Here is a 12,950-nt window from a genome sequence, read left to right on the forward strand (position 1 = left end):
ATTTTTATGCGATTTTTATGACGTCGTGCCTGCCGTTCCTCCAGCACTTTCACAACGGCGGCGCGCAATAAAAAATTATTTGTATGACAAATAATCCTGCTTCTACAGGCCTGTCGCCGGGTGCACGACAACGATGAACGCGAATATGTACGAATATGACAATCTATGTCTGCCCGAAAAATAGATTTTTCATTCAGTTTTTCATTCCTGGAAAAAAGGGGCGCGGGAGCGACTTGTTCGTTTAATTGATTAAAATCAAGAAACGTCTCATGCGATTTAATCAGAATAAGCGCAAATTCCAATGAGTAGACGAACATGGAAAACAATAGCCATTCCTGGCCGCATATCAGACGTATTACCCATATTATGATGGTAAGCCAACGTAGCTGCTTCGACTTTCATATCTTCAACTCTAAATAACCTCCCTTCAATGGTGTGGGTCGGAACGCTATTCCGCCACGTCATGTCTGTTTTATCGCTATTACGCCCTTAAGCACCGGAATCTATCGTGTATTGTGCATCCGCATAACGCTGCGCCGTACCCGTTATTTATTTCTGGTTTGTGGCTTTCCCTTTTTCACTGCAAGGTGAGGAATTGTCACGCGTAATTAAATAAAACATACAACCTATTAGAACCTATTTCTGATTATCCGACAAATACATGATGTCGGAGGGTCTCCCCTTATTTATTTTTATATATCGAGAAAATGATGAACCAATTTAATAACAAAATTGCGGTGAGCGCGACTATTACTTCCTGCTTCGCCAGCCGCCGTGAAAATTGCGATGTGCGCGGCACCGACTTCACCGACGTTTCCGCCGTGGTGCTGTCGGTAGCAGACGCCACTAACGGTATTTTGAAAACCATCGAAGCGACCGGTTTTGGCCTGCCGGTATTCGTCGCCGTCTGCTGTGAAGACACGCTGCCGGCCGACGTACTGCCGCGCGTCACCGGGGTCTTTGAACTGTGCGACGATAACACCGACTACTATGGCAAACAGCTCGACGCCGCTGCCGATCGCTACGAAAGCGAAATGCTGCCGCCGTTCTTCAGCCGCATGGTGGATTACGTGGGCAAAGGTTACGCGGCCTTCGACTGCCCAGGGCACCAGGGCGGCCAGTTCTACCGCCGTCACCCGGCAGGCCGCCAGTTCTTCGACTGGTTCGGCGAAACCCTGTTCCGCTCTGACCTGTGCAACGCCGATGTGGCATTAGGGGATCTGCTGATCCACGAAGGCGCGGCCTGTGCAGCGCAGCAGCACGCGGCGAAAGTGTTCAACGCTGACAAAACCTACTTCGTGCTGAACGGGACGTCGTCCTCGAACAAAGTGGTGCTGAACGCGCTGCTGGCTCAGGGTGACCTGGTGCTGTTTGACCGCAACAACCACAAATCGAACCACCACGGCGCGCTGCTACAGGCCGGGGCGACCCCGGTGTATCTGGAAACCGCGCGTAACCCGTTTGGCTTTATCGGCGGTATCGACGCCCACTGCTTCGATGAAAAATACCTGCGTAAGCTGGTGGAAGAGGTGGCGCCGGAACGTAAAAACCAGCAGCGCCCGTTCCGCCTGGCAATTATCCAGCTCGGCACCTACGACGGCACCATCTATAACGCCCGTCAGGTGGTGGATAAGATTGGCCACCTGTGCGACTACATTCTGTTTGACTCTGCCTGGGTTGGCTACGAACAGTTTATTCCGATGATGAAAGACTGCTCGCCGCTGCTGCTGGATCTGAACGAAAACGATCCGGGCATTCTGGTGACCCAGTCGGTACACAAACAGCAGGCGGGCTTCTCTCAGACCTCGCAGATCCATAAAAAAGACAGCCATATCAAGGGCCAGCAGCGCTATGTCAGCCATAAGCGCATGAACAACGCCTTTATGATGCATGCTTCTACCAGCCCGTTCTACCCGCTGTTTGCGGCGCTCGACGTGAACGCCAAAATGCACGCCGGTGAAAGCGGCAAGCGCCTGTGGCTGGACTGCGTGAAGTTCGGCATCGAAGCGCGCAAGCTGATTATGGAACTGTGCCAGCATATCCGTCCGTTCGTCCCACCAATGGTGGACGGCAAGAAATGGCAGGATTACGACACCGAAGAGATGGCCAGCGATCTGCGCTTCTTCAACTTTATTCCAGGTCAGAGCTGGCACGCCTTTGAGGGCTACGCGCAGGATCAGTACTTTGTTGACCCGTGCAAACTGATGCTCACCACACCGGGCATTAACGCGGAGACCGGCGAGTATGAAGCGTTTGGCGTCCCGGCAACCATTCTGGCGAACTTCCTGCGTGAAAACGGCATCGTCCCGGAAAAATGCGACCTCAACTCGATTCTGTTCCTGCTGACGCCAGCGGAAGACATGGCGAAGATGCGTCATCTGGTGGCGCAGATTGCGCGCTTTGAACGTCTGCTGGAAGAGGATGCGCCGCTGTCTGAAGTCTTACCGGCGCTGTATGCCAACCATGAAGCGCGCTATCGCGGCTACACCCTGCGTCAGTTATGCCAGGAGATGCACGATCTGTACGTCAGCTACGACGTTAAACAACTGCAAAAAGAGATGTTCCGTAAGGATTATTTCCCACGCGTCGCCATGAACCCGCAGCAGGCCAATATGGAATTTGTTCGCGGCAACGTGGAATTAGTCGCGCTGAAAGATATTGAAGGCCAGATTGCCGCCGAAGGCGCGCTTCCTTATCCACCGGGTGTGCTGTGCGTGGTGCCAGGTGAAATTTGGGGCGGCCCGGTTCAGCGTTATTTCCTGGCGCTGGAAGAGGGCATCAACCTACTGCCAGGCTTCGCGCCAGAATTACAGGGCGTGTATATCCAGGAAGATGCTGACGGCTGTAAACGCGCCTATGGGCACGTCATTAAGCGTTAAGACCAGATTATTTCGTTAATTATGTTTACCCCTGCCGCTCGGTGAATTGCCGCGCGGCATGGGGAATCTGAGCGTTAATAAAAAAGACAACGCTGATTAAATAAGAGGACAGCTTATGAGTACGTCAAAAAATAAAATGGGGGTGGTTCAGCTCACCATTTTAACCGCCGTCAATATGATGGGGTCAGGGATTATTATGCTGCCGACGAAGCTGGCTGAAGTCGGTACCATTTCGATTGTCTCCTGGCTGGTGACCGCCGTGGGTTCAATGGCGCTGGCCTATGCCTTCGCCAAATGCGGGATGTTCAGCCGTAAAGCGGGCGGGATGGGCGGCTATGCCGAATATGCGTTCGGTAAGTCCGGCAACTTTATGGCGAACTACACCTACGGCGTATCGCTGCTGATTGCCAACGTCGCCATCGCGATTTCAGCGGTGGGCTACGGTACCGAACTGATGGGCGTGAACCTGTCGCCGTTTGCCATCTGTCTGGCCACCATTGCGGTGCTGTGGATCTGTACCGTCGCTAACTTTGGCGGGGCGAAAATTACCGGCCAGATCAGCGGCGTGACCGTCTGGGGCGTGATTATTCCGGTAGTCGGTCTGTCGATTATTGGCTGGTACTGGTTCAGCCCGCATCTGTATGCTGCTTCCTGGAACCCACACCATACGCCAACCTTCTCGGCTATCGGTTCTTCTATCGCCATGACCCTGTGGGCTTTCCTGGGGCTTGAGTCAGCGTGTGCGAATACCGACGTGGTGGAAAACCCGGAACGTAATGTGCCGATCGCCGTGCTGGGCGGGACGCTGGGGGCGGCGGTTATCTATATCATCTCAACTAACGTGATTGCCGGTATCGTGCCAAATATGGATCTGGCGAACTCTACCGCGCCGTTCGGCCTGGCGTTTGCCCAGATGTTTAACCCAACGGTGGGTAAAGTGATCATGGCGCTGATGGTAATGTCCTGCTGCGGTTCGCTGCTCGGCTGGCAGTTCACCATTGCCCAGGTGTTCAAATCGTCTGCTGACACCGGCTACTTCCCGAAAGTGTTCTCCAAAGTGACCAAAGCCGACGCGCCGGTCAAAGGGATGCTGGTTATCGTGGTGATTCAGACTGTGCTGTCGCTGATGACCATTAGCCCGTCGCTGAACAAACAGTTCAACGTGCTGGTGGATCTGGCGGTTGTCACCAACATCATCCCGTACATCCTGTCGATGGCGGCGCTGGTGATTATCCAGAAAGTAGCGAAAGTGGAACCGGGCAAAGCGCGTATCGCCAACCTGATTGCTTTTGTCGGCGCGTTGTATAGCTTCTATGCGCTGTACTCTTCCGGCGACGAAGCGATGATGTATGGTGCCATCGTGACCTTTATCGGCTGGACCCTGTACGGCTTTATTTCACCAAAATTTGAACTGAGCAACGCGGCATAATCGGGAGAAGAGCATGTCTCTGTGGCAAGCGACCTTTATTTTTGCGAAGAAAGAGTATGACGCTGAGTTCCACGCCCTGAACGATATCATCGAACAGGCGACGCTGGCCTCAAGCGGCTATCTGGGGATGGAAAGCTACCAGAGCGCCGATGGCCTTAGGCTTATCAACAACTATTACTGGTCAGATAAAGCGGGGATGGAGGCGAGTATTCATAACGCCCACCACGTTGAAGCCAAAGGTAAAAGCGAGCGCTGGCTGGCGGGGTATCAGGTGATTATCGCCGAGATTTCCACGGTGCATAATCATGCATTGAGCCATCCTCTGCAGGCGTTTAGCCGGTAGCCTGCGTAAAAAAGCGCGCGGACGATCCCCTCGCCCCTCTGGGGAGAGGGTTAGGGTGAGGGGGAAATTAGCGGATTGATTCATGCGTTATGACCCTCACCCCGGCCCTCTCCCTGAAAGGGAGAGGGAGAAAACCAAGGTCAGCAGTTCAGCGCCTTCCCTAATGGAAGGCGTTTTTACGTTTACATTTGAGAGAAGACGTTCATGATCACGCCGCCGGAGATGATCAGCACCATCGCCAGAATAGCGGGCAGATCCGGCTTTTGCTTATAAAGGATCATCGAGAAGATGGTCACGCCGACGATGCCAAAACCGCACCACAGCGAATAGGCGACGCCAACCGGGATAGTGCTCATGGCGCGGGTCAGCGCGAAGTAGCACAGGCTGTAGGCGCAAACGACCAGCACCGATGGCCCCAGCTTGCTGAAGCCGTTGGTCTTTTTGATCATGGAGGTGCCGGTGATTTCGGAGCCGATAGACAGCGCCAGCCATAAAAATCCGAGATTAAACATAGTGAATTCCTTTTGCGTTAGTTGGCGACGTTTTTGTCCAGGGTAGAAGTCGCAGGCTTGGCGGGCGTCTCTTCGCTCTCCTCACTGCCCATTTTGGAAAACAGGTTCATGATGACGATGCCGCTGGCGATGATCACCATACCGATGATGGCGGCGGTGTCCGGATGCTGGCCGTAGAAGGCCATACCCAGCGTGGATACCACCAGGATGCCGGTGCCAGACCAGGTCGCATAGGCCAGGCCCACGGGGATATCTTTCACCGCGCGCGAGAGCGAGTAGTAGCAGGTGCAATAGAGCACCACCAGCAGGGCGAGCAGCAGCATTTTGGTGGTGCCTTCGCTGCTACCGAACATTTTCAGGGTTGAGGTGGCCGAGGTTTCTGACACGATAACCAGCAGCATCCATAGCCAGCATTTTGTTTTTGAAGACATCTTCTACACTCCAGGTTTTATTATCGAGGTAAGGTTATTTTTTCTTCGTTTTGACATAGTCGACGGCGGCATCGGTCAGCACGACGTCAGGTCTTGCGGCCAGCGACGGATTATTGACGATATCTGTGACAGTCAGATAACGACGGGGTGTCGCCAGCGGTGTGGGCGCTGATGCGGTGACGCCCGTTGCCAGTTTCTCCAGCAGTTCGTTCATGGTGCACAGCGTGACGCCGCACGTTGCCAGACGGGCGAGGGTAGCGTCGATATGCGCAGTATAGGCGCTGTCGACGACCGCACCACGCAGCTGGTTTAGCTCGCTGTGCGGGCAGCAGTGGTAGCGCAGCGCCAGCACCGGAATGCCCGCCAGCAGCGCCTCGTGCAGCCGACGCGCCACCGGGCTTTGCAGCGTGCCGTTGACCAGATCTGCCGCCTGGGGATAGTCGAGAAACGGCAGCAGCAGCGCTTTATAGCCTACCGGTGGTTCACCCGACAGCGGCAGAACCTCCCCAAGCTGATGCCACGCCGCGGCGTCCTCAAGGGTTTCATCCATTGCTAGCACCAGCCGCTGCCCGCAGCCTGCCAACCGTTGGCGGATAGCCTGACGGTAGCCGTCGGCGGCGGTGACCATCACCAGCACTGGCGGCTGTAAACGCTGGAGGATCTGCGCCACCAGAAGGTCGATCTGTTGCTCGCTCATCAGTCGCTCCTTTAGCCTATCAGCGTGACCGGCGCGCCGTTCTTCAGCCCGGCAGCGTTGGCCTCTTCGGTGTCGATATGGAACTCAAGGGCGAAATCGTCACGCACGCGCACCACCACTTCATCAAAGGTGAGCTGTCGTTCGCCATGGCTGCGAACGCTGACCTTCTGGCCGTTGCGAACATTAAGCGCACGGGCATCCAGCGGCGACATATGAATATGCCGCCAGGCGCAGATCACCTGCGAGTGCAGTTCGACGTGGCCTTTCGGCCCCACCAGCAGCGCATCGCCCGCGTTCTCCAGTTGGCCGGATTCCCGCACCGGGGCTTTGATTCCCAGCGCGAAGCAGTCGGCGCGAGAGACTTCCAGTTGCGTGGTCGGGCGGGTAGGGCCGAGTACGCGAACCTGAGTCAGCGAGCCTTTCGGCCCGACCACGGTGACGCACTCTTCGGCGGCAAACTGCCCCGGCTGGCGCAGCGGCTTAAACGGCGTTAGCGCATAGCCTTTGCCGAACAGCGCTTCGACGTCCTGCTGCGACAGATGAACGTGGCGGTTAGAGACGCCCACCGGGATGGCGGGCGCGGCCTCGTGTAGCCGGGCGCTGATTTTTTCCTGTAGCAGGGTGTCAATCATGCCTTTTTCCCTTTCTTGTGCGCGGCGTTTTTCTCTTCCACAACCGGGGCCGGCGCGGCGGGTGCTTCCGGTTCAGCTACGTCCACCGGCGGTTCGATAACCGGTTTAACGGGCTCGATCGGTTTCGTCGGCGCAGCGGGCTCGGCCTGCACCCTCGGTGGATGCCCCTTGAGGGTGCTCAGCGCTTCCACAATGCAGCGTTCCGGGCGCGCAATAACCAGCGAATTGACCGGCAGACTGCTCGCCTGAACCACCGCCACGCCGCGCTCGATGGCGGTGTGAATGGCGCTGATCTCCCCTTCAAAGCAGACGCTCACCAACCCCGAACCCACCTTGCGATAGCCGATGCAGGTGACGCCTGCGGCTTTACAGGCGGCATCGACGGCCTGGATAGCGGCGACCCATCCTCGTGTTTCTATGACGCCTAAACTTTTCATTCTCGGCTCCTTTAGTGACGTACTAAGCGAATATCAAAATCAAATCCGGCGAAAAAGGCCTCCAGCTGGTTCAGCTCTTCCACGCTGTACGACGGGTCCTGAAGAATCGGGTAGGGCATCTCCAGACGTTCGTATTTTTTGCGTCCCAGCTGGTGATACGGCAGCATGTCGATGCGGCGGATGTTGCCGCGCTTCGCCAGTTTCTGTACGTAATCGATAGCCCCGGTGATCGCTTCCCACGAGTCGTTGTAGCCGCGCACCAGCGGCATGCGGATAATCACGTTAGCGCCGGAATCGACCAGCCATTCGAGGTTGCGGCGCACCCCTTCGTTACCGATACCGAACAGCGTTTTGTGGTGATCGCTGTCGATCTGCTTGATATCGAATAAGAAGGTGTCGGTGACCGGCGCCAGCTTCTGGTAGTTCGCCAGCGGGGTGGTGCCCTGGGTTTCGACGGCGGTGTTGAGCATCATCTTTTTGCATTCGCTAAACAGGGCGACGGCAAAATCGGTCTGCAGGCTCATTTCGCCGCCGCCGATGGTCACGCCGCCGCCGGAGGCGATATAGAAGTCATAGTCCTGCATGATGACCTCCATCAGCTCGCTGACGGTGACATCTTTGCCCATGATATCCAGCGCGTTCTGGGTGCAAATCTCTTCACATTTGCGGCAGCCGATACAGTCTTTATTGCGGTTGACGAAGTGCTTCATTTCGCCGTTTTCTTCCGCGCGGTAGTGAATGCCCGCCGGGCAGACGTTCACGCAGTCGCCGCAGTTAATGCATTTGTCCTGGGAGAACATCACCTGAAACTGGCTGCTTAACCCTTCTGGGTTGGCGCACCACGGGCAGCGGATGTTGCAGCCCTTAAAAAACACCAGCGTGCGAATGCCGTCCCCGTCGTAGATCGAATACTTCTGAATATTAAAAATTCGACCCGTTAATTCCTGCGTATTACCCATCACGCTTGCCTCCTGAAAATTCTGGACGTCCTTGTCCTCATGCGTTCCGTTACATCAGAACTTCTCAATCACCGTACGGCTGATGATCTCGTCCTGGACCTCTTTGCATAGCTCAACGAAGTAGGCGCTGTAGCCCGCCACGCGCACGATCAGGTCGCGGTATTTCTCCGGCTCCCGCTGGGCTTTCTTCAGCACTTCGTTATCGACGTAGCTGAACTGCATCTGGCCGTTGCCGAGAATCGACGCGGTGCGCAGCAGGGTGATAAGCCCGTGGCGGCCTTCCGGGGTATCGAGCAGCCCTTTGAGGAACTTGAAGTTGTGCACCATGCCGATGTTCATGGTTTCCACGTTCATCTTGCTGACCGACTTGATGATGGCGGTTGGGCCATGTTTGTCCGCGCCCTGGGTCGGGCTGATGCCGTCGGAGAGCGGCATCCACGCCAGACGGCCGTTCGGCGTGGCATTGGTCAGTTCACCGATTGGCGTGTTGTTGGAGATAGAGAGCGTGCCGTGGCTCAGGGTGGAGTAGAGCATTTTGTACTTGCGGCACTCGCGCTCGGTCCACTCGGTAATGTCCAGCGCGTACTGGTCAACGTAGTTATCGTCATTGCCGTACTTCGGTGCGTTCAGGCAGTCGCGGCGCAGCCCTTCAAAGCCTTCAAAGTTCGCCAGCATCGCATCGCGCATCTGCTCGAGGGTGTATTTCTTATCTTCGAACACCAGCTTGCGAATCGCGGCCATCGAGTCGACGTAGGTCGCCAGACCGGAGAAAATCAGCCCCGGACCGTGGTTGACCATCGCGCCACCGGCGGCCACGTCTTTGCCTTTTTCCATGCAGCCTTCGACCAGCAACGACATCAGCGGCTTTGGCGCCACGTCGCGGTGCACACGTTGGCTAATCACCGTACCAATCGCCGACAGGCGCACGATGTGGGCAATCTGCTGTTTCACCGCCGCGTCGAACGCCTCGAAGGTGTGCAGGTCGCGCAGGTCGCCAGTATCCAGCCCCTGATAGCTGTCGAACAGCACCATGCGGCCACGGTTCAACACGAACTCGATGGCGATTGGCCACTGGGTGTAGCCGGTGGAGGTCCACTGGTAGATGCGGCCAGATTTCTGCGGTTCCACGCAGCCCATCAGGCAGTAGTCGCGGGCGTCTTCGAAGTCGAAGCCTTTACGCAGCATCATCTTGATGTGGGAGTCATCGAAGTGACAGGCCGGGAAGCCCATGCCCGCTTTCACCACGTCGACGATTTTTTCCATGTACTTCTGCGGTGACTGGTTGTGAATACGGCAGGCCAGCGACGGCTGGTAAACCTTCACAAAGCGCACGGCGTCCATGATCAGATAGGTCAGGTCGTTACAGGCATCGCCGCCGGAACGCTTCTGGCCGCCAACGGTCAGGTTGATAAACGGCTGGTAGCCCGCGAAGTACTTCGCCCCCAGTTCGCTGGACATCCACATCAGTTCGGCGCATTTGATGATAAATGCCTGCAACAATTCCAGCGCGGCATCGTGGGTCAGACGGCCTTCGCGGATATCGGCTTCGAACATCGGGTAGCAGTATTGGTCAACGCGGCCCAGCGACAGCCCGGTCTGGTTCTCTTCGATTTCAAACAGCGATTCGACGGTCCAGATACTTTGCAGCGCTTCCTGCAGGGTTTTCGGCGGGTTTGCCGGCACGTTCTGGTTGACTTCGGCGATGGTCAGCAGTTCAGCGCGACGCTGGGCGTTCTGCTCAACGGCGGCCAGTTCGCGGGCGCGGGCAGCGATACGGTGGGCGTAGCTCACCACCCCTTCGCAGGTTTCAATCGCCGCTTTGTAGTAGTAGATACGGTCGATATCTTCCGGGTTCTCCATGCTCAGCGTTGCCAGGTGCGCCTCGGCATCGGCTTTGATGCCGTTCATCCCTTTGGTGAACAGCAGCACGTCGTAGCCCGGACAGGTATCGCCGCCGCCGTTGATCTGGTGATAGGAGAGGTCGCTGACGAAGGTTTCGCCGCTGAAGGACCAGACGCCCGCCTCGCGGTACTGCGCTTCGCAGATCTCATCGAGAGAACGGCCTTCCCAGAACGGTACGATCTCTTCGCGGATGGTCTTTTTATCTTCCTCGCTGATCTCAAACGGATCCTGCGGACGGGTGCTCATGGTGTCGAGTTCGTCGCGCACCCAGCGCCAGGCGATATCCGGCGAGAAGGCCCCGGCGCGCGGCTTGCCGCACGGATGGCCGACGATCAGTTCATCGTCCTGAATCAGAATCGGCGCGGTTTCGCAGGCGTGGCGGAACGCTTTGGCGCGCAGCAGAATGGTCGGCATTCCCGGGTTGGCTTTCACCACTTCGGTAAAGGCCAGCGCGCGGTAAATGGAGACGCTTGGGCGCACGGTCAGGTAGTGGTTGCGCAGGCGCTGCATGCGCGGGGTCAGCCCTTCCGCGGTGGTAGTTTCACTGCAGTTGGCGAACGGTGCAGCGGAAACGGACTGCTTGCCGCTGAACAGACGCACCGGCAGATGCAGCGCGCTGAGGTTGTGCTGGGCGCAGAGGAACATCTCAGACAGGGCGTTGATGTTCGCGTTTTCAAGGCTCGCGCCGTGCAGCAGGGCATCGAACATCGGGTAGCCGTCAATCGCGCTGGCGGCGCGGACTTCGCTTAATTCCGCGAGCTTAAACCACAGCGACTCAACGATTTCATACGCCTGAGCGTCAGTCAGCGCGCCGTTGGCGATATCGTGCTGGTAGTACGGCAGCAGGGCTTTGTCGGCGCCTTCCGGGTTCACCGCGTAGCTGCCGTTATCGAGCTGCAGCGCCAGCTGGAACAGATAGAATGCCTGGCAGGCCTCTTTAAAACTGCGCGCCGGATGGGCCGGAACGTGGTGCAGAATCGCGACGCTGTCTAACAGCTCGGCTCTGCGATAGGCGTTGGTTTCAGCGGCGGCTAGCTGCTCGGCGCTGTGGGCGAGATTTTGCGCCAGCGCCATCAGCCCATCGCAGGCGTAAATTGCGGCGCGGCAGCCGTTCACTTCGTCCATGCCGCTGCGGCTGACGGCGCTGCCAAGCGTACGGGTTTTTTCTTCCAGTTGGTGTTTAATCGCCAGCACGCCTTTCTCGACCACCAGCTTGTAGTCCGGGGAGTCGAGGTCGCTGTTCAGATTGAGGAACTGGAACGCCGATGGGCGACGTGCGGCGGCTTCATCATGGAAAATCGCGCCGTGCGGCTTGCGGGTCTGGTTACCGACGATCAGTTCATCGGCGCTGATGGTGAGCGGCAGCTGACGCATCAGTTCATAGAAGCGGCGCGCCGGTTTGACGGCGGCGGGAACGCCGGCGATATCGCCGTCCAACCCGCTCAGCACGGTCGCGTGTTCGGTGCACAGGGTGCTGGCGTTGGCCAGTAAACGTTCAGCCAGCACTTTGACGCGCGGCGTTAAGCTGTAGTGTGCCATAGGTAAGATCCTCTCGTTCTTGTTATCCGTGGCGCTGAACGGCGCTGCCGCTCCATGCCTGGCGATAAAGTTCGGTTAATGCCTGCGCGTCCGGCGTGCGCGGGTTGGTGGGGGTGCAGCTGTCACGCAGCGCCTGACCGACCATTTCCGCTAAGCGATGCTCAAACGCCTCGCCGTCCACGCCGGTGCCGTGAATGCCGGCGGGCAGGGTCATTTCATCTTTCAGTGCTTCAATGGCGACCAGCAGGCTGGTGACGCCTTCGCGGGCGGTATTCGCAGGCAGGTCCAGCAGGTGGGCCAGACGCGCATATTTGTGCGCGGCCTCGGTATCGCACTGCCCTTGATAGTCAGCGTTCCACGCCACCACCTGCGCCATCAGCAGGGCGTTGGCGCGACCGTGCGGGACGCGAAAGACGCCGCCGAGCGCGTGGGCCAGACTGTGGGTGATGCCGAGCGACGCGTTGGTAAAGGCCATGCCGGCCATGCAGGAGGCGTTATGCATTTTCTCCCGCGCCTGCAAATCCTGGCCGTTGCGCCAGCAGGTTGGCAGGTAGCGGAAGACCTGTTGCACCACCTTCTCGGCCAGCGCATCGGAAAAGTCGCTGGCGGCGCGAGAGACGTAAGCCTCCAGCGCGTGGCACAGCACGTCCATCCCCGTGTCGGCGGTGATGGATGGCGGCACCGACGCCACCAGCGTCGGGTCGAGAATGGCGATATCCGGCAGCAGCGACGGGTCAACCAGCACCAGCTTCTCGGCGTGAGCCTTCACCACCGAAAAGCTGGTGACTTCCGAGCCGGTACCGCTGGTGGTGGGGATGGCCACGAAGCAAGGGCGCTGGCGACCGGCGTCCGGGCGGGTTTGCGCCAGGGCGAAAATAACCGCTTTGGCGGCGTCAATCACCGAACCGCCGCCCAGGGCGACCACCAGATCCGGATAGCGGCTGTCCATCAACTTCATGCCGCGTACCACGGTGGCAATGTCCGGGTCAGCCACCACGTCATCCCAGATCTGCAGCGCGATACCGCGCTCGCCGAGGATCTCCGTCACCCTTGCGGCGAGGCCAAACTTGACCATCGCCTGGTCGGTGACCAGCAGCGCCTGGCGGGCACTGACGTCACGCAGGGCCGACAGCGCGTCCTGGCCGAAGCAGATCCGGGGTTTCAGCAAAAATTCACTCATTGGGTTATTC

The 12,950-nt window shown here is 57.8% G+C and carries 12 protein-coding genes; 4 read left to right on the plus strand and 8 right to left on the minus strand.

The window, feature by feature from the left end:
* The first annotated feature begins 315 nt into the window (after window positions 1-315).
* The 4 genes from speFL (at window position 316) to V6944_RS14350 (ending at window position 4,651) form a co-directional block, all read left to right on the plus strand.
* Window positions 316-420, plus strand: a complete 105-nt coding sequence (speFL, locus tag V6944_RS14335) for a leader peptide SpeFL (RefSeq protein ID WP_185666490.1) — start codon at window positions 316-318, stop codon at window positions 418-420.
* Window positions 421-710: 290 nt separating this feature from the next.
* Window positions 711-2,879 (plus strand): ornithine decarboxylase SpeF, encoded by a 2,169-nt coding sequence (gene speF, locus V6944_RS14340; RefSeq protein ID WP_333499443.1) that lies wholly within the window; start codon window positions 711-713, stop codon window positions 2,877-2,879.
* A gap of 115 nt (window positions 2,880-2,994) precedes the next feature.
* Window positions 2,995-4,308 (plus strand): putrescine-ornithine antiporter, encoded by a 1,314-nt coding sequence (gene potE / locus V6944_RS14345; RefSeq protein ID WP_185666489.1) that lies wholly within the window; start codon window positions 2,995-2,997, stop codon window positions 4,306-4,308.
* 13 nt (window positions 4,309-4,321) lie between these two features.
* Window positions 4,322-4,651: a hypothetical protein gene (locus V6944_RS14350; protein ID WP_333499444.1), complete on the plus strand. Its 330-nt coding sequence runs from the start codon at window positions 4,322-4,324 to the stop codon at window positions 4,649-4,651.
* Window positions 4,652-4,833: 182 nt separating this feature from the next.
* On the opposite strand, the gene V6944_RS14355 is transcribed toward V6944_RS14350, so the two are convergent.
* The 8 genes from V6944_RS14355 to V6944_RS14390 are packed head-to-tail and all read right to left on the minus strand — an operon-like array spanning window position 4,834 to window position 12,940.
* Window positions 4,834-5,163, minus strand: a complete 330-nt coding sequence (locus tag V6944_RS14355) for a DMT family transporter (RefSeq protein WP_185666487.1) — start codon at window positions 5,161-5,163, stop codon at window positions 4,834-4,836.
* A 17-nt stretch (window positions 5,164-5,180) separates the two neighbouring features.
* Window positions 5,181-5,594, minus strand: coding sequence for a DMT family transporter (locus V6944_RS14360; RefSeq protein WP_333499445.1), 414 nt, complete (start codon window positions 5,592-5,594; stop codon window positions 5,181-5,183).
* A 34-nt stretch (window positions 5,595-5,628) separates the two neighbouring features.
* The gene (locus V6944_RS14365) at window positions 5,629-6,291 is read right to left on the minus strand and encodes a hypothetical protein (RefSeq protein ID WP_333499446.1); all 663 of its coding nucleotides are present in this window, start codon (window positions 6,289-6,291) and stop codon (window positions 5,629-5,631) included.
* 11 nt (window positions 6,292-6,302) lie between these two features.
* The gene (locus V6944_RS14370; RefSeq protein WP_333499447.1) at window positions 6,303-6,923 is read right to left on the minus strand and encodes a phosphate propanoyltransferase; all 621 of its coding nucleotides are present in this window, start codon (window positions 6,921-6,923) and stop codon (window positions 6,303-6,305) included.
* Window positions 6,920-7,360 carry a BMC domain-containing protein gene (locus V6944_RS14375; protein WP_333499448.1) on the minus strand — a complete coding sequence of 147 codons (441 nt, stop codon included), beginning with the start codon at window positions 7,358-7,360 and terminating at the stop codon, window positions 6,920-6,922. Before V6944_RS14375 ends, V6944_RS14370 begins: the two co-directional genes overlap by 4 nt.
* 11 nt (window positions 7,361-7,371) lie before the next feature.
* Window positions 7,372-8,319, minus strand: a complete 948-nt coding sequence (cutD, locus tag V6944_RS14380; RefSeq protein ID WP_333499496.1) for a choline TMA-lyase-activating enzyme — start codon at window positions 8,317-8,319, stop codon at window positions 7,372-7,374.
* A 54-nt stretch (window positions 8,320-8,373) separates the two neighbouring features.
* A complete protein-coding gene (cutC, locus tag V6944_RS14385; protein ID WP_333499449.1) occupies window positions 8,374-11,760 on the minus strand; it encodes a choline trimethylamine-lyase in 3,387 nt (1,128 codons plus the stop codon).
* Between the two features lie 22 nt (window positions 11,761-11,782).
* Window positions 11,783-12,940, minus strand: coding sequence for a 1-propanol dehydrogenase PduQ (locus V6944_RS14390; RefSeq protein ID WP_333499450.1), 1,158 nt, complete (start codon window positions 12,938-12,940; stop codon window positions 11,783-11,785).
* Window positions 12,941-12,950: the final 10 nt, after the last annotated feature.

Origin of the sequence: Kluyvera sp. CHPC 1.2972, from assembly GCF_036759925.1 — a bacterium.
Taxonomy (GTDB): Bacteria; Pseudomonadota; Gammaproteobacteria; order Enterobacterales; family Enterobacteriaceae; genus Kluyvera.

What these genes read in the sequence shown, in the direction of transcription:
- speFL (WP_185666490.1), top strand. Translation starts at nt 316, where the DNA reads ATGGAAAACAATAGCCATTCCTGGCCGCATATCAGACGTATTACCCAT.
- speF (WP_333499443.1), top strand. Translation starts at nt 711, where the DNA reads ATGAACCAATTTAATAACAAAATTGCGGTGAGCGCGACTATTACTTCC.
- potE (WP_185666489.1), top strand. Translation starts at nt 2,995, where the DNA reads ATGAGTACGTCAAAAAATAAAATGGGGGTGGTTCAGCTCACCATTTTA.
- V6944_RS14350 (WP_333499444.1), top strand. Translation starts at nt 4,322, where the DNA reads ATGTCTCTGTGGCAAGCGACCTTTATTTTTGCGAAGAAAGAGTATGAC.
- V6944_RS14355 (WP_185666487.1), bottom strand. Translation starts at nt 5,163, where the DNA reads ATGTTTAATCTCGGATTTTTATGGCTGGCGCTGTCTATCGGCTCCGAA.
- V6944_RS14360 (WP_333499445.1), bottom strand. Translation starts at nt 5,594, where the DNA reads ATGTCTTCAAAAACAAAATGCTGGCTATGGATGCTGCTGGTTATCGTG.
- V6944_RS14365 (WP_333499446.1), bottom strand. Translation starts at nt 6,291, where the DNA reads ATGAGCGAGCAACAGATCGACCTTCTGGTGGCGCAGATCCTCCAGCGT.
- V6944_RS14370 (WP_333499447.1), bottom strand. Translation starts at nt 6,923, where the DNA reads ATGATTGACACCCTGCTACAGGAAAAAATCAGCGCCCGGCTACACGAG.
- V6944_RS14375 (WP_333499448.1), bottom strand. Translation starts at nt 7,360, where the DNA reads ATGAAAAGTTTAGGCGTCATAGAAACACGAGGATGGGTCGCCGCTATC.
- cutD (WP_333499496.1), bottom strand. Translation starts at nt 8,319, where the DNA reads ATGGGTAATACGCAGGAATTAACGGGTCGAATTTTTAATATTCAGAAG.
- cutC (WP_333499449.1), bottom strand. Translation starts at nt 11,760, where the DNA reads ATGGCACACTACAGCTTAACGCCGCGCGTCAAAGTGCTGGCTGAACGT.
- V6944_RS14390 (WP_333499450.1), bottom strand. Translation starts at nt 12,940, where the DNA reads ATGAGTGAATTTTTGCTGAAACCCCGGATCTGCTTCGGCCAGGACGCG.